At 36.1% G+C, this 20340-nt stretch carries 23 protein-coding genes; 4 read left to right on the forward strand and 19 right to left on the reverse strand.

What is annotated here, in order from left to right:
* Positions 1–15: 15 nt before the first annotated feature.
* The 9 genes from CZ487_RS16300 to CZ487_RS27210 form a co-directional block, all read right to left on the reverse strand.
* Positions 16–1689: a DUF6044 family protein gene (locus CZ487_RS16300; RefSeq protein ID WP_077213336.1), complete on the reverse strand. Its 1674-nt coding sequence runs from the start codon at positions 1687–1689 to the stop codon at positions 16–18.
* 149 nt (positions 1690–1838) lie between these two features.
* Positions 1839–2801, reverse strand: coding sequence for a CAP domain-containing protein (locus CZ487_RS26210; RefSeq protein ID WP_237562903.1), 963 nt, complete (start codon positions 2799–2801; stop codon positions 1839–1841).
* 183 nt (positions 2802–2984) lie between these two features.
* A complete protein-coding gene (gene fabG / locus CZ487_RS16310) occupies positions 2985–3749 on the reverse strand; it encodes a 3-oxoacyl-ACP reductase FabG (RefSeq protein WP_077213337.1) in 765 nt (254 codons plus the stop codon).
* A gap of 60 nt (positions 3750–3809) precedes the next feature.
* Positions 3810–4985, reverse strand: coding sequence for an acyl-CoA dehydrogenase family protein (locus CZ487_RS16315; protein ID WP_077213338.1), 1176 nt, complete (start codon positions 4983–4985; stop codon positions 3810–3812).
* An 86-nt stretch (positions 4986–5071) separates the two neighbouring features.
* Positions 5072–6688 carry a long-chain-fatty-acid--CoA ligase gene (locus CZ487_RS16320; RefSeq protein ID WP_084783314.1) on the reverse strand — a complete coding sequence of 539 codons (1617 nt, stop codon included), beginning with the start codon at positions 6686–6688 and terminating at the stop codon, positions 5072–5074.
* Positions 6689–6857: 169 nt separating this feature from the next.
* Positions 6858–8537 carry a sigma-54 interaction domain-containing protein gene (locus CZ487_RS16325; protein ID WP_419865724.1) on the reverse strand — a complete coding sequence of 560 codons (1680 nt, stop codon included), beginning with the start codon at positions 8535–8537 and terminating at the stop codon, positions 6858–6860.
* A 106-nt stretch (positions 8538–8643) separates the two neighbouring features.
* Complete coding sequence (locus tag CZ487_RS16330; protein WP_077213340.1) at positions 8644–9168, reverse strand: hypothetical protein; 525 nt, start codon at positions 9166–9168, stop codon at positions 8644–8646.
* 69 nt (positions 9169–9237) lie between these two features.
* Positions 9238–9429 (reverse strand): YbxH family protein, encoded by a 192-nt coding sequence (locus CZ487_RS16335; RefSeq protein ID WP_077213341.1) that lies wholly within the window; start codon positions 9427–9429, stop codon positions 9238–9240.
* A gap of 17 nt (positions 9430–9446) precedes the next feature.
* Positions 9447–9596, reverse strand: a complete 150-nt coding sequence (locus CZ487_RS27210; RefSeq protein ID WP_202617841.1) for a hypothetical protein — start codon at positions 9594–9596, stop codon at positions 9447–9449.
* Positions 9597–9729: 133 nt separating this feature from the next.
* Here CZ487_RS27210 and CZ487_RS16340 point away from each other — a divergent pair, with 133 nt between their 5' ends.
* Positions 9730–10488 (forward strand): hypothetical protein, encoded by a 759-nt coding sequence (locus tag CZ487_RS16340; RefSeq protein ID WP_077213342.1) that lies wholly within the window; start codon positions 9730–9732, stop codon positions 10486–10488.
* Positions 10489–10516: 28 nt separating this feature from the next.
* Here the strand turns inward: CZ487_RS16340 and fdhF are convergent, their stop codons facing one another.
* Both fdhF and CZ487_RS16350 read right to left on the reverse strand, forming a co-directional pair.
* Positions 10517–12586, reverse strand: coding sequence for a formate dehydrogenase subunit alpha (gene fdhF / locus CZ487_RS16345; RefSeq protein WP_237562905.1), 2070 nt, complete (start codon positions 12584–12586; stop codon positions 10517–10519).
* Positions 12587–12720: 134 nt separating this feature from the next.
* A complete protein-coding gene (locus tag CZ487_RS16350; protein ID WP_077213343.1) occupies positions 12721–14874 on the reverse strand; it encodes a PAS domain S-box protein in 2154 nt (717 codons plus the stop codon).
* 299 nt (positions 14875–15173) lie between these two features.
* Here CZ487_RS16350 and yhfH point away from each other — a divergent pair, with 299 nt between their 5' ends.
* The gene (gene yhfH / locus CZ487_RS16355; protein WP_077213344.1) at positions 15174–15308 is read left to right on the forward strand and encodes a protein YhfH; all 135 of its coding nucleotides are present in this window, start codon (positions 15174–15176) and stop codon (positions 15306–15308) included.
* A gap of 900 nt (positions 15309–16208) precedes the next feature.
* On the forward strand, positions 16209–16400 hold the full coding sequence (locus tag CZ487_RS16360; protein WP_077213345.1) for a hypothetical protein: 192 nt from the start codon (positions 16209–16211) through the stop codon (positions 16398–16400).
* Positions 16401–16458: 58 nt separating this feature from the next.
* Here the strand turns inward: CZ487_RS16360 and CZ487_RS16365 are convergent, their stop codons facing one another.
* Positions 16459–16668 carry a cold-inducible protein YdjO-related protein gene (locus tag CZ487_RS16365; RefSeq protein ID WP_337189777.1) on the reverse strand — a complete coding sequence of 70 codons (210 nt, stop codon included), beginning with the start codon at positions 16666–16668 and terminating at the stop codon, positions 16459–16461.
* Positions 16669–16766: 98 nt separating this feature from the next.
* Between CZ487_RS16365 and CZ487_RS27215 the strand changes: the two genes are divergently transcribed.
* Positions 16767–16910, forward strand: coding sequence for a hypothetical protein (locus CZ487_RS27215; protein WP_154676047.1), 144 nt, complete (start codon positions 16767–16769; stop codon positions 16908–16910).
* Positions 16911–16961: 51 nt separating this feature from the next.
* Here CZ487_RS27215 and CZ487_RS27220 read toward each other — a convergent pair whose 3' ends face one another.
* The 7 genes from CZ487_RS27220 to CZ487_RS16395 all read right to left on the reverse strand — a co-directional run bounded on the left by CZ487_RS27220 (position 16962) and on the right by CZ487_RS16395 (position 20340).
* On the reverse strand, positions 16962–17123 hold the full coding sequence (locus CZ487_RS27220) for a hypothetical protein (protein ID WP_202617842.1): 162 nt from the start codon (positions 17121–17123) through the stop codon (positions 16962–16964).
* Positions 17124–17137: 14 nt separating this feature from the next.
* Entirely contained in the window at positions 17138–17347 is a 210-nt protein-coding gene (locus CZ487_RS16370) for a YozQ family protein (RefSeq protein WP_077213347.1), read from the reverse strand.
* A gap of 131 nt (positions 17348–17478) precedes the next feature.
* Positions 17479–17610, reverse strand: coding sequence for a YjcZ family sporulation protein (locus CZ487_RS16375; protein ID WP_077213348.1), 132 nt, complete (start codon positions 17608–17610; stop codon positions 17479–17481).
* 30 nt (positions 17611–17640) lie between these two features.
* Complete coding sequence (locus tag CZ487_RS16380) at positions 17641–17745, reverse strand: YjcZ family sporulation protein (RefSeq protein WP_077213349.1); 105 nt, start codon at positions 17743–17745, stop codon at positions 17641–17643.
* Positions 17746–17914: 169 nt separating this feature from the next.
* Positions 17915–19096: an MFS transporter gene (locus tag CZ487_RS16385; RefSeq protein WP_077213350.1), complete on the reverse strand. Its 1182-nt coding sequence runs from the start codon at positions 19094–19096 to the stop codon at positions 17915–17917.
* 158 nt (positions 19097–19254) lie between these two features.
* Positions 19255–20109, reverse strand: a complete 855-nt coding sequence (locus CZ487_RS16390) for a NapH/MauN family ferredoxin-type protein (protein ID WP_077213351.1) — start codon at positions 20107–20109, stop codon at positions 19255–19257.
* 15 nt (positions 20110–20124) lie between these two features.
* Positions 20125–20340, reverse strand: coding sequence for a twin-arginine translocase TatA/TatE family subunit (locus tag CZ487_RS16395; RefSeq protein WP_077213352.1), 216 nt, complete (start codon positions 20338–20340; stop codon positions 20125–20127).

Consider the following 20340-nt stretch of genomic DNA (forward strand, 5'->3'; position numbering starts at 1 on the left):
TATCCTCCTAGTTGTTTAAATTACCTTGTATAAGTGGATCTTCCAAAGAGAATCTTTATGTGTAAAAATTTTTTCTAATATAAGATTATTTTCACTTGCGTTATCAATTGGGACGGCAGAAAAGATATACCTTCCCCCCATTTCTTTGAAGGGCTTTATATTTAGATTCAGTTCCTTTATTGATTTTTTTGTGTTTTTCTTAAACATATAATGCTTCCCTAATTCATTCGTAAATATATAACAACGTCCACCCCACTCATCAAAATATGTTTTAATCGTTTTATTTTTTGCTAACTCATTCTCAATTATTTTCCTAAATTGGTATTTATAAGATAAAGGATAAAAATTGTTATAGGTGTCTAACGTATAAAAACCATTGTATTGAGCAATTGCTGGATGAATCCCAATACTCACAACACGGTACTGATCTACAGGAAGTTTAATATGGTCTTTGATTTCTTCAAATAGATCCTCCGAATAGAACTCCTTAACAGTTGGTTTCTTATGGTGAACTACCTCATCATTAAACGCAAAAAGAATCAAAATTTGAGCAATGATAAAAAAATGCACCGTTTTTTCCCATCCTATTAAATGTTTTACAATGATCTTTAGCCCTAGAGCAAAGCCCATATAAATAATGAGCGGCCTTAAAAAATGAAACCGGGCAAAATTAAAGGTATCCATAAAATGAAACCTTTCTGTCAGAGGCAGCCATCCCTTATAAAACCAAAAGGCATACCATGTTGATAACGCAAAATTTAGGATGAATAGAAATACAAATGCCTTTTCTTGTTTCCATAGCCTTTTTGAAAAAATAATGTATAGTGCGATCAATAAGACTGGAAGGACGATTAGTCCATGAACAGTCATGACATGGGTATGCCCTAATACAAAGTTCTTAAAGGTTAACCTGACCGACCTCCAAAAAGAAAGTCTTGCGTGAAAATACTCATCCCGGCTGTTCGGATCTCCTTCAAAAATAAATGAGCTTACCAGTCTGTATTCGACCAACAAAAAAATTATTAACATGTATACTATCGAGAAAAGAAAACGTATATTCCATCCTTTTCCCCGCATAACGTCAGCCAGCCAAAAAACGCCAAGTGCAAAAAGAAAAAAGAAAAACCCTAATACAAAGCTTGAATACAATGGTAATGCTGTTAAAACGAAGTAATTTACCCAGGACCTTTCCCCATTGCGAATATTTAAAAATGCCCAGAGTGCTAAGGGCATTCCTAACGTGCTTAACATTCCGGATGGCCAAAATGGAGTCAGCGCAAATGCCAGGGCTACTCCAACACACAGATAAGACCATCGACTCTCCTGTATAAAATGCTTTTTTAGCAATAAATACATCCCAATAAAAGCAAAAACCCTCGTAATCGCTTGGCTTAGTGCATAAGCGATCATTGTGGGGAATAAATGATGAAGCCAAACAATTCCGCTAAACTCTGTACCTAAAGCATTGCGGGGAAGCCCATTTATAACTTGTGGAATGGTTGCGTTGATCGAACCAAACATTTCTCCACTTCTTGATAAGACTTTATACCAGGCAAGGTTTGAGTCTAGATTATCGTGCACTCGTATATGTGCGTTTTCACCAAGAATAAAAAGAGGAGATAAATATAAGAAGATGATCAGAAGGCCTAACCAAAACAGCTTGTACTCATACTTAACATTGAAATACACAAACGTACACCCCTTAAAAAAAACTGGGACAAAATAGTTTAAAGACTCAATTTTAAGGTTTACTAAAAAAAGGAAATTATGCTAATTAAATATATTAATTACCATAATTAAAGAGCAATCGCATTTTGATTGCTCCCTTTAAAGGATCATTATTTCTTTATAAACATTTGCGTCCAATAATTTCCATTCTGATTATGGCCAACGCCGATATGCGTGTAGTCACTACTAAGAATGTTTTTACGGTGTCCTTCACTGTTCATCCAAGCATTCACTACTTCTTCTGGTGACCTCTGCCCTTTGGCAATATTTTCACCAGCTGATTGATAGTTAACACCAAAGTCTCTCATCATATCGAACGGTGAGCCATATGTCGGACTTGTATGAGAAAAATAATTATTTTGCTGCATATCCCTAGACTTTTCACGTGCTACGTTACTTAGAGATGTATCTGCTTGTAAATCGGACAGACCGTTTTTTCTACGTTCTGCATTTGTCAGTTCAATAACCCTCTGTTCTGTTTGGGTAATCCCCTGTGTTTGTAAATCTTGCTGTGGCGCTTGTTCATTGGCAGGAGCCTGCTCATTTCTAGGCTGCTGTGGTGCTGGTTCATTTGCTGGTGCCTGCTCCCTGTCAGGTCGCTGTGCCTCTGGTTCATTTGCCGGTGCCTGGCCCCTGTCAGGTTGCTGGGATTCAGGAGTTCTTCCTGCTTCAGCTTTTCCTTGCTGATACTGTGACTGATTTTTTTCATTTTCATTGAGATAAAACTCGAATTGTCCCTCTGTTATATACTTGCTATGTGGAAACTTACTGCTTGGAATGGTTGTACTATACGAATTTTGTTCAATAGTAATAAACCCATTATTGATGCGTTGAATCGCATCATTCGGTACATTATTGTTTCTTCTTTGATCATTTTGATTGTTATGTCTGACTTGGGATGTTCTGTCTTCTAGATTTCTTCTGCCAGACTGTTCTAACCCGTTTCTATTCCCTACTTGCTGCAAGTCATTCTCTCGTTGAACTTGCTGTCCTGCTGAATCTCCTGCATTCTGATTACATGCAGCTAGAAACAAAATGAGACAGCCTATTAGGAAAACTTTTAATCCTTTCACATAAACGCTCCCCTTTCACTAATTAAGTTTTACTTCTATATTTTCAGTTGTTATCATAAAAAAATAAGTGAAAATTATAGGAAATATGTGAAAATTGGATGCTAAAATTCCCCAAATTAAAAAAGCCATCATTTTTGATGGCTTTTTCTAAAGATCGGTACATAATATTAGAAAGATAATGCATTAAGTTCTTGGTCCGCCAGCAACATAGATAACTTGACCGTTGACAAATGATGAACGTTCATCTGCAAAAAAGGCTACAGCATTTGCTATATCTTCAGGTTTACCAGTTCTGCCGACAGGAATTGCCTTTGCACTTGCTTTTACAAAATCTTCGAAAGGAACTCCTACTCTCTCAGCAGTTGCTTTCGTCATATCTGTCTCAATAAAGCCTGGAGCAACAGCATTCGCAGTAATCCCATATTTCCCTAATTCAATAGCAAGTGTCTTTGTAAAACCTTGCAGTCCAGCCTTTGCTGTTGCATAGTTTGCCTGTCCTCTGTTTCCTAAAGCAGATGTGGAAGAGATGTTGATAATTCTTCCATAATTATTCTTCACCATATATTTTTGAGCAGCCTGTGATGCATAAAAAGCACCTTTCAAATGAATATCCATGACCGTAGTCCAGTCGTCATCAGACATCTTGAATAGCATATTGTCGCGGATGACTCCAGCATTATTCACTAGAATATCAACTGTCCCAAACTTCTCAGCCACTTCAGCCATGGCCTCTTCTATTTGATTGCGTTCCGTTACACTAGCAACTTTCGTAAAAACAGTATATCCGTTTTCTTTCAATTCTGCTTCTGTTTCAGTTAGAGCTTGTTCATTTACATCAATGATCGCAACACTTGCCCCTTCTTCAGCAAATTGTTTAACGATTGCTTTTCCAATCCCTCTGCTTCCACCTGTGACAAATGCTACTTTCCCATCAAATCTACCTGCCATATCGTAGTGTTCCTCCTCTGTATAGAAAATTCATAATAGTCATATTTATTATACTACTAATTAAATGAATTGTCCTAGTTTAACATGGCCTTTTAATAGATTTCTAGAAATGATTAAGCGCTGCATTTCATCAGTACCATCATAAATTCTCCACAATCTAGTTTCGCGATACCAGCGTTCGATCGGCAGCTCTCTTGTATAACCCATTCCACCGTGGATTTGCAGGACACGATCGACCACACGATTTGCAATATTTGACCCATAAAGCTTGGCTATTGACGCAAGATGTCGATTATCTTCACCAATATCAAGAGTAAAGGCTGCATTTAATGTAAGCCATCTTGCTGCTTCAATTTCTACTGCTGAATCAGCAATCTGCCACTGAATTGCTTGTCTTTCGGAAATTGGCTTTCCAAACGTTTCACGTTCCTTTGAATAGTCTATCGCCATCTGTAAAAGTCTTTCTCCAGCGCCAACTGCACGTGCACCAATAATCCATCTTGCAAATCCGATCCATTCTAGACCAAGCTTATAGCCGCCATGTACCTCGCCTAGTATATTCTCTTCCGGTACACGCACGTTATCAAACACTAAACCTGCAGGTCCCCATTCACCCATTGTATGGATATACTCAGATTTCCAGCCCATATCTCTGTCAACAATAAAGCAGGTTACACCCTCTCTTCCTGTTGCTTTATGCTTTTCTTTATCTGTGATCGCAATAACCATAACAAAGTCTGCTTCATTACCGCCTGTAATAAATGTTTTTTCACCATTTAGGACCCATTCATTACCATCCTTTACAGCGGTCATTTTAATATTGCGAGTATCCGACCCAGCGCTTGGTTCTGTCATTGCAAAACAGGATTTCTTTTCTCCATTTATCGTTGGTATAAGATATTTTTTCTTTTGCTCTTCATTTGCATAGTAAAGAATATTATCAGCAGAACCCCCAAATTTAAACGGTACAAACGTTTTGGAAATTTCCATCGTAACGAGAGCCATCATCATTTGGCCAAGGTCAGCACCGCCATATTCAGCAGGAGTATTAATTCCCCAGAATCCAGCTTCCTTTGCTTTTTGCTGAAGTTCTTCCAATTTTCCAGGTGGAAGACTTGGTCTCCCTTCTCTCTCATTTCTTAACACATCATTTTCCAATGGTATTAATTCTTTTTCAACAAATTTTCTAATCGTTTCTTGCACCATTTTTTGTTCTTCAGTTAAACGTAAATGCATAAAATCTCTCTCCATTCTGTTATGATTAATTTTATTCGCAGAAGTTTACTTCTATGTTGTATTTTTTATTAGACTATCTATTTGAATTATTTAGAAAACTGTTCCTGCAGCTTTCTTTTTAAGATCTTACCTACTGTTGTCTTAGGCATTTCCTCAACAAAAATTACGTCAGTTGGCACTTTGTAAGATGCGAGATGCTCCCTGCAATATTGAATTACTTCTTCACTGGTGAGTTGTTCTTGATCTTTTACCACGATAACCGCTTTTACCGTTTCACCACGGTATTCATCAGGAACTCCAAAAACAGCTGCTTCTAATACTTTAGGATGCTTATATAGAGCATCTTCAATTTCAATTGGATAAACATTGAAGCCACTCGCTAGAATCATTTCTTTTTTGCGGCCAACAATGTAAAAGTAACCATCTTCATCCATCTTGGCAAGGTCGCCTGTAAACAGCCATCCATCACGAATCGTATGATTTGTTTCCTCAGGCATCCCTAAATATCCCTTCATTATTTGCGGACCCTTTATGACAAGTTCCCCAACTTCCCCAATAGGCAAGTCCACTTTTCCTGTGCTCATATCGACAATTTTGCTGTCCGTATTCGGTATTGGAATCCCAATACTTCCAGGTTTCTGAAGCCCACCGACTGGATTACGATGAGTCACAGGTGATGCCTCAGAAAGTCCATAACCTTCAGCGACAGTTGTACCGCTTACTTGATTAAACTGATGTAAGACCTTTACTGGCAAAGGTGCTGAACCACTTGTGCATGAAGTGAAGCAGCCTAGATCAAACTTCCTTTTTTTATAATATTGAAGAAGGGCTATATACATGGTAGGCACTCCAGGAAATCCTGTCGGCTTTAATTTTTCGATAATATCAACAACTTCTTCAACATTAAACTTAGGAACTAATATTAAGTTGCCGCCGTTGTAAAAGGTTAAATTCATTCCACTTGTCATGCCGTAAACATGAAATAACGGTGAAATAGTCAATACTCTTTCTTCACCAGGCTTAGTAAAGTTCTTCGATGTTGCTGCACTTTGCAGTGTATTGGCTACCAAATTAAAATGAGTGAGCATTGCACCTTTAGACCTGCCTGTTGTACCGCCTGTATATTGAATCACAGCAACGTCCTCTTTTGGATTAATCGTAACGTCAGGTATTGAATCACCCGGGTCATTCAGGAGTTCCTTCATTGTGCAAAGGCTTTCAAAAGAAGCCTTTATAACAATGGAAACATTCGTTTCCTTTAAGATACTCTCGGCAGCGGAATAGAGACCATCCAGTACAATCAAGCATTTTACATTTGAATCATTTAAGACATAAAGTAATTCATCTGATTTATACATAGGGTTTACTTGGACAATGGTAGCACCGCATAGCAATGATGCATAAAAACTAATAGGGTAGTAAGGACAATTTGGCAGCATGATTGCTACCCGATCTCCTTTCTGCACGCCTAGCTTTCTTAAAGCACTTGCAACATTTTTAATGTATTTAAAAAGCTGACTATATGTGTAGGTTTGTTGATAGAATGTCACAGCAGTATGATTTTCGAACTTTTCTACTGATTGTTTAAATAGATCTGTAAGTGATATTTCAGGAATCTCAATTTCCTTCGGATTTCCTTCTACTATATGTTTAAACCAGATCTTTTCCTCCAAGCTATACCCCCCTTTAAAAATCACTGACATTAAGTATTATGCAATTTCCATGCCAACTTAGAACCCTTAATCTATCAGTCTCCTATTTTCATTTGAATCAATTTTGAATCACTTTTGAATCACTTTTCTTATAACCCCTAGAAACTCCAATATTTACGTGTGATTCAATTCTGTATCTATCGATTCATTTTTGAATCAGTCAGAATGATAATTGATATTTTTTTAATTTCCTAACAATGGTCGGCTGGCTGGTTTTTAATTTTTCGGCAATCTCATAAGTAGATTTGCATTCGTGAAAGGCTTTTTCAATTGCAAGTTTTTCAGCCATATCTACCACTTCTTTTAAAGAAAGTTCTTTGTTTGAGGATACCAGATTAATCGCAGAGTGATTTTTGTATTCATCAGGCAGATCATCGACAGTTATCAATTCGTGAGGCACCGTCAAAATTAACCTTTCAATTAGGTTCGATAACTCCCTAATGTTTCCAGGCCAATTGTAATAATAAAAATATTGATTTAGTTCATAGTCAAACTCTTTAGACAAATGATATTTTTGGCTATATTGCTCTAAGAAGTGATGGATAAGAGGTAAAATATCATCCTGTCTCTCCCTTAAAGGCGGAACAGATATTGGGACAACGTTTAATCGATAATATAAATCTTCACGAAATAAACCTTTTCGCACCATTTCTTTTAAGTCTCTATTAGTAGCCGCAATAAGTTGCGTGTCGACTTTTTTTAATTTTGTTCCGCCTACACGCATAAACTCTTTTTCCTGTATGGCTCTTAATAACTTTACCTGTAACTCTAAAGACAACTCACCAATTTCATCCAAAAATAGAATACCGTTCTCTGCTAATTCAAACATTCCAGCTTTTCCAGAACGATTCGCACCAGAGAAAGCACCGCCTTCATAACCAAAGAGCTCAGACTCTAGCAAGTCTTTTGGAATGGCGCCGCAATTTACTTTTACTAATTGTCCATTCTTAGAACGAGGGCTATTTTGATAAAAATGTCTAACTAATACGTCCTTTCCTACTCCAGACTCTCCTAATACAAGAATAGTTGTATCAAAATCAGCTATTCTTTCAATCATCTCATAGATTTTAATCATCTTTTCATTCTTTAAAATTATATTTTTGTCTTGATTAGCAGTTGCTTTCAATCGCTTTAACTCTTCTTTATATTTCTCATTTAACTTCTCTGCCTTTTTTAATTGTAGATTCAATTGATTTAGTTCAGACAAATCCCGAATATTCGTGACAATAATTTCAATTTCATCTTGTTCATTTAAGATAGGATTGCCTGTTAAAAGTGTTTCTTTTCCATTGAAATTTTCTTGGACGACGGTTACAGCTTGTCTTGTTTCCAGTACCTTCTTAGTAACAGACTCTTGCAGTATTCCCCTTTTTATTAAATCGTCCATATTTTTTCCTATATAATATTCTTTAGGAATGCCTGTTAATCTTTCAATTGCTGAGTTGGTTTTTAATGTATTTCCTTCGGCATCGGTGATATAAATCCCATCATATGAGCTTTCAATGATCGCATCTAACTGTCTTATTGATTTATCAAGTTCTTTTACTTGTTGTTTTAAAGCATGTACTCCCTCTCCCTCAACCATAATATATATTCGCTGTGATCCGTCTTCATGCAAATGGTCAGTTAATAATAAATATCTTTGATCATTACAAGAAGCTAGTATAATGTTAGATCCGAGTTCTTCCCACTCGTCAAAAAGGCCTTTAAAGGGTTTATCCTTAATATTACTTTGATAAAATAACTCTTGCTCTAATTGAGATGATTGTATCTTCCCATCTCTGTCAACGATAACCATATTGAATGGGTGAGTGTTTGTTATCAAATTCAAGATCAACACCTCATTTTTCTTTTGTAATATACTTTCGATATTTATCTGATAATATCCTTTTTACCTTTATGAAAAAATAAAAGACCATCAGGAAGATGGCCTTTTACACTGCTTATTAAGGATACAGATTATCAAACATTTTTTGCATAAAATGATCTTCATCACAATTGATCGTTTCTAAAGAAATACTTTTTCCAGGCTTCACTTTTTCTTCAGCGATAACCCATTCATTTTCTGTTCGATTAATCTTTACCATTACATTTTGATTATCAACATTTTTATATAAGATATATCCGCTTTCAGGGTTACGATCGAAGAAATAAAGCCTTTTCTCTCCCCTATATGTTCCAGCCATTAGCTTTTTTAATGAGCTGTACATTTCATTTTCACCCATAAGCACTTGATTTTTCCATATATCATATGCTGTAAAATAGGTATATTGATCAGAGTTATTTCCTTTAATTAAATCAAAGCTTGAAAGTACATCATTCATTACTAATTTTATGTATTCTTGTCTTGCCTCATCAAGCATTTGCTGACATTCGTCTGTTCCATTCTTATTATCCTTTGCATAGATAGAAAACGGATTAAAAGCTAGAAAAAGCAAAAGACAAGCAAGAATAATATGCCTATTTTTCACAAGTATCACCTCATGATTAGTCTTAGGGTAAAACTTGGAAAATATGCATTGTATCTTAATTCTCTGTATTTAAATTTGATGTTCTTTACAATAAGCTTCAACTAATTCTTCAATTTGTTGAGGTTCAGGATATTCTCCAGAAAAGCTAAACTTAATCTCTTCCAAAAAGTCACCTTGATGATAAACATGTATCGCACCCTTTTGGTTGATCACACTGTATTCAGGTTCAAAGCGATAACCATTTCGATCAATTGCCCCCATTTTCAATCTCCTCTTTATCAACTAGGATCTATTTCATCATTGGAAAGTGTTGTTACGCTAGTATAATCATTTTCTTTAATTTCCTCTTCTGTCGCGCTTTGCTGCAATTCCTCTTGGTCATCCATCCCCGGAGCAACCGTTGGATTGTTTTCATTTTTCTTCATCATTATTCACCACTCCTTTTCCGATAATTTTCCACAATAAGAATCGTTTATTCATCTTTTGGTTTTGCACCAAGTTGTACTTCTATAACATACGATATCTTAAGCTTTTAAAATTGAACAAGGAGGGTTGAGAACTTTGGGAATCTACACAAACTTTAATACTAAACCCAAACTTTATAAATCAAAAAAGGTTAAGACAAAAAATCAAAGCTCCTATCGCGTCAACTATTTACAGGAGGTATTAGACAAGCAGCAACAATTAAACCAGACCATTACAGATTCTGTTGGTCATGTACAAAGTCAGCTTAAAGAAACGGTCTATCAACAGAATCATCAATATACCCATATTAGTACTAAATTAGAAAAACAAAATGAATTATCAGATAAATTTGATGAGGTGCTGCGTAAACAAAATGATATTAATGACATTATTTTAGAAAGACTGGAAAGACTCGAAAAAAATAACGCTTCTCTTATACAAAAGTTAGAATCAGAAGGCTTAATGACACAAGCAATTCTTGAACAGCAGTCCTTGCATGATGATGCTCTTTCCAAGATAGCGTCAAAACTAAATGATCATGAATTCTATGCAGCGGATTTGTCTTCGCAATTAAATAAACAAGAAGAATTTTTTCATGAACTTACTGAAAAGCTTAAGCTGCAAGAAGTTTTTCATAATACAGTTATGGAAAGATTGGATCAACAGGAAGGATTGATAAAGAAACTCAGTCGGGAGATTGATCATATAAGGACAATCATCTTCGAGCGAGCAGCCTATCTTTCAGAAAAATTTGAAGCTAATTTTACAAAACTAACAGCGCCTGTTCAACGTTTTTTCATTGGTAATACAGAAAAAAATACAGAAAATGCAAACGAAAAGGTTGACCCTAAATAATGAGAACCCCCAAAAATGGGGGTTCTCTTTACGTAATTTTGGATAATTTAACGGCACATGCTTTATATTCTGCTGTACCTGATATTGGGTCATACTCATTAATGGTTAGCACATTAGTTGGTACCTCATGCCAATGAAAACTCATAAATACAAGTCCTGGGACCACTTGTTCCGTAAGTTTGGCTCTAACCGTCAAAGACCCCCTCCTCGAACTCACTTCCACGATATCCCCGTTTTCAATTCCCAAGGCGCTAGCATCTTCCGGATGAATATCAACGGTTTCTTCCGTTTGTTTGAGTTTAACGCCGGAGGCATAGTAACGCGTTTGAGTGTGAGTATTGTATGTCTCATAACGCCTGCCCGTAGTTAGTGTAAACGGATACTCTTCGTCTGGAACCTCCACTGGCGGCGTATATGATACTGGAACAAAAGGCGATTTCGTTTGGTTCTCTTTAGCATTCTGATGTAGTCGTTCATGTAATACAAATGTACCTGGGTGATTCTCGTCTGGGCAAGGATAGTGAATACTATACTCCTTATCGAGCCTGTTATAAGTAATTCCTCCGTATACTTCGTGTGCTAAGTGGCGTACTTCTTCCCAGATTGCCTCACTGTTTTGATAATTCATTTCGTATCCCATTATCTTCGAAAGTTCACATAAAATTTCCCAGTCTTCCTTAACATTCTGATGAGCGATGACGGCTTCTCGCACACGTTGTATTCTTCTATCTGTGTTTGTATATGTTCCTTCAACTTCTCCCCATGATTTAGCCGGCAATACAACATCCGCCATCTTTGCCGTTTCAGTTAAAAAGATGTCTTGAACAACTAATAAGTCCAGCTTCTCAAGTAACCCTTTCGTATGATTTAGATGGACATCTGCTAAAAGCGGATTTTCACCAATAACATATAAAGCTTTTACATCCCCGTTCTCCATTTTTTCAAACGTTCTAGTCTGGGTATCTCCTACATTCGGGTTAATTTCCACACCCCAGTAATTTTCAAAACGTTTGCGATATTCATGGTCTGTCACCGGTCTGCTTCCAGTTAGCAGATTCGGAAGACATCCCATATCACCAGCTCCTTGAACATTGTTCTGTCCACGAAGCGGCATGATGCCGTTTCCTCTTCTGCCGATATGCCCTGTAAGCAACGCTAAATTGGCAATATCAAAGACATTATTCACTCCGCAATGATGTTCAGTAATTCCAAGCGTATAGGCAATCATTGAGTTGTTTGCGCTTGCATATTCCCTCGCCGTATCGATAATATCGGACTCTCTTAAACCGGTAATCATGGAAGTATATTCCGGCGTATAGCCTCTCACCTTTTCTTTAAGTTTTTCAAAGTCAGTTGTATGCTGCTGCACCCACTTTTCATCATACAAGTTCTCCGCAATAATGACATGCATCATTCCATTCATGAAAGCAATATCTGCTCCTACTTCAATTTGCAAATGACGATGTGCAACCTTCACCATATCAATCCCGCGCGGATCTATGACGATAATCTTTAATCCAGATTTAACAGCCTTTTTCATTCTATTCGCAATAATCGGATGTGCTTCTGTCGTATTTGACCCCATTAACAGCAAGATATCTGCTTCATCAAAATCATCAAGAGTATTCGTTGGTGAACCGCTTCCAAATACAGTTGCCAGACCGGCAACACTCGGTGCGTGTCACGTTCGGTTACAGCCATCGATGTTATTGCTCCCGATGACCGTTCTCATAAATTTTTGTGTAACATAATTTGACTCATTTGTTGTTCTTGCACAAGCAAACATGGAGATCGCATCTGGCCCCCATTTAGATTTAACTCCAGATAGTTTAGTGGCAATAAATTGTAAAGCTTCCTCCCAGGTAGAAGATTGTAGCTCTCCGTTTTTCCGTATCAAGGGTTCTGTTAATCTTTCTTTAGCATGTACATATTTATATGCAAAAGCACCTTTTACACAAGTTTGCCCTTTATTAACTGGGGCCTCTTTATCACCTCTGATCTTGATGATTTGGTTATTTTCCACTTCGAGGATCAGCCCGCATCCAGTTCCACAATATCCACAAATGGTCTTAACGGCCTTTGTCAGTGAATTCGTCATTCATGCACCCTCCTTATCTTCTACTTCCATTTTAGCGAAAAAGAACAGAGAATTATGACAGAATTTAGTCAGATATCTGAACTTTTCTTATGAAAATAAAAAAACAGCCCAATTGTTAAGATTGGACTGTTTCTCTATGCTGTTTTAGCAGGGAGTACAATATTGAAGGTAGTACCTTTATTCAATTCACTTTCAATATAGACGGTTCCGTTATGGCTCTCAATGATTTTATAACTCACCATAAGTCCTAAACCATTTCCGTTTTTCTTTGTTGTATAAAAAGGCTCGCCGATTTTCTTCAGTTTATCTTCAGGAATTCCAACACCTGTATCTTGTATCGATATTTGTACCTGGCCATCAGTAATCGCAACTCTTACGGTAATATCCCCGCCATCAGGCATTGCCTCAATTCCATTTTTGACAAAGTTTAAGAACACCTGCTTTAAGCGATCTTCATCACATTCAATTTGTACAATATCATCATTTGCTTCAAAGTGCATACTAACATTTTTCTTTCTTGCTTCGAATTCTAGTAGTGATAAAACATTCTTGATAATGGGTATGATATTTTTCTCTTTTAGATCAACCGCTTTTGGCTTAGCCAAAACCATAAAGTCTTCCACAATCTCGTTCACCCGATTAATTTCATCAAGAATAATATCAAGAAATTCCCGGCGCTGTTCATCTACTTCGTCTTCTAGCAAAAATTCTGCGTAGCCCTTCATTGAAGTAAGCGGATTTCGAATTTCATGCGCTACACCTGCAGCCAGCTGCCCTACTGCCGCCAATTTATCTTGACGATGAAGGATTTCCTCATTTTTTTTACGTTCGGTAATATCGTTTCGAATCGCTAAATATTGATAAGGTTTTCCATTCTCTCCAATAAAAGGAACGATAGTGGTTGCTACCCAATAGTACGAACCATCCTTTGCTTTATTGCGGATATCACCTTTCCACACTTGTCCTTGACCGATCGTTTTCCATAAATCTTTGAAAAATTGCTTAGAATGCAGTCCCGAATTTAAAATTCGATGATCACTGCCTATCAATTCTTCCCGGCTATATTGTGAAATCTCACAAAAGTTATCATTTACACTTGTAATGATACCTTTTTCATCTGTGAATGCCACAATGGAGGATTGGTCCAAAGCAAACTTAATATCACTAGTTTCTTTTAAGGATTCTTGTAACTGTTTTTCGTATAATTTTTTATTCGTTATATCTGTGCGAATTGCAACATACTGATACGGTTTATTCTTCTTATTCAAGAAGGGAACAATGGTGGTGTCTACCCAATATAAACTCCCGTCCTTTGCTCTATTTTTGATTTCACCTTTCCAAACCTTTCCGCTCCCAATCGTCGCCCAGAGTTTTTTAAAAAAGTCAGTTGAATGATAACCCGAATTCAAGATGCTGTGATTAGCTCCAATTAATTCTTCTCGTGAATACTTCGATATCTCAACAAACTTATCATTTACATAAGTTATGTTTCCTTTCGGATCAGTCATAGCTACAATCGAAGATTCATCCAATGCAGCTTTAATATCAGTTAAGTTTGTATCGGTTTCATTAAGTCTCTTGTTAATTAAAGCACTGGAACCTATCAATCCAGTTAGTATTAAAATAGCGACAAAAAGAATGATGTAGACTAGAAATGTTTGATCAAAAGGTTCCCCGTTGACTGCTGGAATGATCCTAGAGATAGAAGCTGATCTAACAAACAAGAAGTGTCCTTCCACTACAGCTACTGTTATAACAATTGCACCTAAAGGCTTCAACCATGCCTGATTAGATTTTAAGGCAATTTTGGAATAAAACATTAACCAAAACACAAAGAAAAATGAGAAAAAAATCATGATGGCTGCAACAGCTAAAATGGGTTTACTAAAATGAATACTTAGTTTTAACCCATAAATTTCAATGATCTGTGTAGAAAAAACAGCACAGGCCATTAGAAAGCTTGCAATTGATAGATGTTTTAAATCAACTACTTCATATGTTAAAGCATAAAAAGCCATTCCTGTGAAACAAATCCCAACTAAAATGGATAGAAGCGTAATTGGAATATTGAAACTAGTTGCACCTGTTACATCAATAGCTAACATAAAATTCATTATCCAGATACCAATACCCAATGAAAAAGTACCGCCTGCAAAAATAAACCTCTCGCTCCGTTCAGATGTGCCCATCATCGAGAACAGATCTAATGAAGTATAGGCTGCCATTAAGGTCAAACATATACTTGTTATGAGTAATACTGGATTATATGATATCAAAATTTCTTCCATGGAAATTTAGTCAGTCCCTTTTGTCGAAAATTGTTTCAACTATGATTGTAATGGAAACTTAACCTACTTTAAAGAAAAAAGTAATATAACAAAAAATTAGTTCCTTTCTCATTCATCCAATAGTATAGGAAATCAATTGATAAAAATGTGGGTATCATTTGGCAATTTTTTATTTCCACCCATAAAAAATTAAGAAATTTTTTTAAAAAAAGACTACACATTTCTCAGCAGCATGTGTATACTGTATTATAACAGTTGTAAACAATATAATCTGTATTATAAAAAGGGAGGATTTTAAAATGTTACAAAGTCCAGTTGAATTTTTCCGTACACTACCGAAAAAGGTTTGCCCTGAATGTGGTCAAACAATGGCGGAGCAAGCAGAATCTTATCTTATGGAATGTGACCGCTGTCTCTCAAAGAAATCAGAATAATTATCCTTACCCAACCCTCTGATAGAAAAGGAGCTTACTTTTCTTACAAGAGGGTTATAATTTGCTATTTGGCAAAAAAAAGACTCTCTATAATTAGAGAGTTGATTTTTAACATCTTAGGAGACCCAACCATGTCATCGGTATTCCAATCCATTATTGTGAAACAAAGTCTTTTTCAACAATTCAAATGTACCGATGTGTGTTTGTTCCGTATTTATTCAATTAAATTAAAAGTTTTTCGGCTGCAAACATTATTCAATTTTTCCAAGCTCCCCTTATACGCTTTACGTAGCCGGATGATTTTTACAACAATTTCGTAAGGTTCGATTTAAATTCCTTCAACTTCATTGGTAATTACAATTTCAATTCACAAACACTTTCAACAAGAATAGGAATTCGCTTAATTCCCCAACTATTCGTGAAATGAAAGTCTTTTGGTAAAGATCTTCCTTTCTACGTACCAATAATTGAGTAGGCAGAAGCTTCGATCTTGCCCTATTGGAAATGTTAATTTCATTTAGCTATCCCACTCTTTTATACTCTGCAAGTGAGGTAAACAAAGTATAATGTTTCAGTAGTAAAGTTTGATTTGTAACAGTATCTGGAATTATCCTCCTTTACCTTCAATTTATATGCCATCCAATTACAGCTATAAAGGGGTAATAGTTTATCGTCCTCGTATTACTCATACGGAACGTTCACTATATGGTTGAGCCTCCTAAGATGTTAACTCTTTTTCTTTTTTTGTTGTGTTCCCTTTACATCTTTATTATAACACTGGTTTTAATCTGTACACGTTGCATTTATGGCTATTTTGTGAACGCTTACATAAATGTTTGTTTTCGTTCTGAATAACAAATTTATACGTGGAGAATGCTTATAATAAAGAGGTGAAGATGAATGAATCAAAAAAAGCAAGATGAATTCTTAACTCAAGCAGCAAAAAAAGAACAATTCTCAATTGACAATGACGGAAACTTTCCGAATCAAAAGAGTTTTCCCGGTGACTCAGTTGATGGACATGAGGAACTCGAAACAGCTAATGCATTAATAGCAGAGGCTGAAATTGGCCAACAAAATGAAAATCTTTAAATAAAGCAAAGTAAAAGGAAAGAAGCCCTTCAAGGGCTTCTTTCCTTTCTTTAGTTTATTAATTAATTTTTGGTAGTTCCCGAACTTCCATTGTAGTGTCATCCCCACATAATGGACATTTTAAATCATTGCTGGCAAATTCTTTTCTCATCCAACCAATACAGCTATCATCGATACATGAATAGACTTCTGTATCCAACATGACAACTTCTTGCTTTTCTTCTTGAGCTTTTCTGTTAAAAAATATAGCAACCGCCCCCTTTTTTATTTATTATGGCCAAATAATTACATTTTTAATGGCGTATTCTACAAGGTCTGATAAAAAAGTGATAAACGCACATATTATTAATTAAAGGAGTGATCTTAATGGATTCTATTGAAAGGCACAAAAAGTTTACTGCTGCCGGGACTGATATTGAAGCAGTAAAGCAGCTGAATAAAAATTCTGGGTTATCCTACAACGCGGCGAAAGCGCTACTGGCAAGGCAATTTCTTAATAAAAATAAATAAAGCTAACAAAGGAAAAAGGATTAGCAAAAGCGGCACCTTTTTCCTTTCATTTTAATTTTCTAGGTCTTCCCTCTTGCCTAAATCAGGTTCACCTGGAGTTTTATTTCCCGTTGTAGCAGTATAACCAACTCGATAAGAAGCGTTTCTTTTCTCCTTAAGTGCTTTCGGCATTTGATACTGGCTTAAATCATTCTGTGCTTCTCGGGGTGCCATATCTTTTCTCTCCTTTATTTTTCAAATCCTTTTCGTTCTACTGGGATATCCTCCCCATTAACATCATCAATGACTGCTTTTATCTCTCCTTCTGCAAAAGTATCACTGACTTGTTCATGTGTTTCCGCAAGTGCAGATGACATTTGATCTTCTTTTTGGTAATCTTCTGGATTAAAATATCGGTTGGCAATTTTTGCACTTTCTTCATTTAGCTTATCCTTCATATGTATATCTCCTTTCTGTTTCATTCTTTGTTATATTTACCTACACACATACAATTCATACAGACAATTAAAAGCCTGCCCCCGATTTAGGGCAGGCAGGTAATATTCTTCAATTTACCGTATTGCTTTTTTTAGAACCAAGCTGCTCCTACAATGATTAAGAGGATGAATAGCACGACGATTAGAACAAATCCACCACCGTAACCATATCCACCTCCTGAGTAACCATAGCCGCATCCATATCCGCCATATCCGTAACCCATTGTAACACTCCCTTTAATTAATTTTATTTTTTAGTACCAACCGCCAACGTAAGCAGCACCAACAATAATTAGAAGGATGAACAATACTACAATTAATGCAAAACCGCCAGAATAACCATGTGAACCTCCACTCATGCATATCCACCTCCTATGAAATCTATGGGTATATTATGTAAAGACAGATTGTCCTGAATGGGCAGGTATAATGGTTTTAGAAAATAATTTAATATTTTATCTAGTAATTTTTACCTTTGTTTTGATACACAAAAAAAATACAGCCCTTTAAAGGCCGTATCCAATGTAATTATTTTATTGCCGTTCGCTGCAATGAAGGAGAGTGTTTTTCTTCTTTGATCAGCCAAACATTGAGCAGTACACCAATTAAAGAAAGCATGGCGAAAAAAAGATATACACTGTAAATGCTAAATTCCTCATAAAAAATCCCGCCTAAAAAGGTACTAAACCAATTTCCCAAACCGTTACCAATTGCAGAATAAAGTGTAATGGCTGTCGCGACAATATGAACTGGTGTAACATCCCTTATGTATTGTAAGCCTGCCGGAATAAATAAACCTAAAGAAAAACCTTGAATTACTGCTGTCGCGTATACAATGAATAAACTTGGTTCGAAGAAATATAATATCCATCTAAACAATGAGACAGCGCCTGCAATTGCCGCTATTTGAAGCAAGCCTAATTTCAAAATCCATCTGTTAGCAATCTTCATGAATGGTACTTCTGATAAAACGGCAATCAAAAAGGCAAAACCAATTCCCGTGTATGTACCCCCCCGGTCTTCAATAAAAAGGCCAAAATAAGTGTTATTAGCTAAGTTTGGCCCAAAAATTAAAAAGGTAATAGCTAAAAATATCAGATACTTTTTAAGTGTTAAGATTTCTTTAACTCCTGATAGCAGGTTCCGTGGTGGTGTTGTTTTTTCTTTAGGAATACGAATAGCTAAAATGGCAGCTAATGTCAGAAATATAAAAAAGCTGTAAAATATAGATGCAGGAAATTCCTCTGAAACTCTACCTAAAATAAATACAGCAATACCAAAACCTAAAGAACCAAACATTCTAACATTTCCATAGTTGTAACCAACTTTGGTTGTATATTTAATTGCCAGACTATCTGAAACTGGAATAATGGCACTTTGAAAAATCGCAACCAAAATGGCAATAAGCAGAAATAAATAGTAGTGATGAAAGAATATATATCCTAATCCAAATAAGCCTGCAAGGAATGTAGTTATGGTTAGTATTCGAATAGGCGCATTCGTCAGGTCCGATATGATTCCCCATAAAGGTTGAAAAAAAATCATAATAACAGGCCCAATCGACATAATCGTACCTATTTGATAACCATTTAACCCTTCTACTTCACTGAGATATACACTTAATAAAGGCGTGATCGCTCCTAATCCAAAAAAGACAAATAAATAAAAACCCTGTAATGTTAGAATGTTTTTCTTATCAGTGTTATTCAATTTTTGACCCCCAGAGAGACGAAGTTCGTCTATAACTAATAAAGCACCCCTTATTTTAACATTTTTTGTTTAATTTTGTTTTATTCCAAAATAAAAAAGACAGCAGTGTATAAGTACGCTGCAATCTTTCTACAGTAGTAATATTTAACAGAGACTTCCTATTTTTGATGCGATTTTTTATCATAATATTGGTTGGTTACGATAGGAGTCTCTCTAACTGTGATTTCTAGAGCATCGAATGGACAATTGTCAACACACGCGCCACATAAACTGCAGTCATCATCTTTTATATATTGACTTTCCCTAAAAATTCCCGGCTCCAATATTTCAGGATGTGAAAAGCATACAGAACGACATTTATCACACCCTACACAGACATCATGGTCAAATTTCACTTGGAAGAGTCCGGCTTTTCCTATTGACTGATAAAATCCTCCTAATGGACAAAGATACCGACACCAACCTCTTTTTGAAACTAACAGCTCAAAGAGAACAATTGATACAATTAACCACATCCCAATTCCTGCTGAAAATAATAAGCCTTTCATTATATAGCCTATCGGTGAAAAAATTTCGAATAAAGGTATACCAATTAAGAAAGAGAGGACTATCACAGCCGCCGCATAATATTTTTTATGATGTCTATTCAATTCTAGATTCGGCAGTTTAATAAATCTCCTTAATTTATCCGTTAATTCTAATAAAGTATTCATGGGACATACCCAACTGCAAAAAACCCTTCCACGAATTAATAGATAAAAAAGGAATATAATGAGAGCTCCTCCCATGTAAACAAAACTTATTTCTCGAGTAGCCATTAAGATTTGTAAGGCAGCAAAAGGATCAGTTAACGAAATCCCGAAAATACTAGACGAAACGAGAGAGCCATAAAAGAAGTTGTCGCTCTCAACTTTTACAAGAACCATCGGTGAAAGGAAAAGAAGTAGAATGCTCCACTGAACTATCCTCCTGGTAAGAGTCAATTTTTTTAACCGCCTTGGCTTCTTAACCATGTGACCATCCCTAACTTAAGATTTTGTAATATCTTTCACGTCTTTAACCTCTGTCTTAACAATATTTATTTCTTCTTCCACATCGGAAACTAATTCTCTTGTTGAATTTTTAAACTCTTTTAACGTTGTCCCGACAGCTCTGCCCAATTCAGGTAGCTTTTTCGGACCGAAAATAATTAGTGCTAATACTAAAATGAGAATTAAGCCCGGAATTCCAATATTAGAAAGCAT

The sequence above is a fragment of the Robertmurraya dakarensis genome, assembly GCF_900156875.1.
GTDB classification, from domain to species: domain Bacteria; phylum Bacillota; class Bacilli; order Bacillales; family Cytobacillaceae; genus Robertmurraya; species Robertmurraya dakarensis.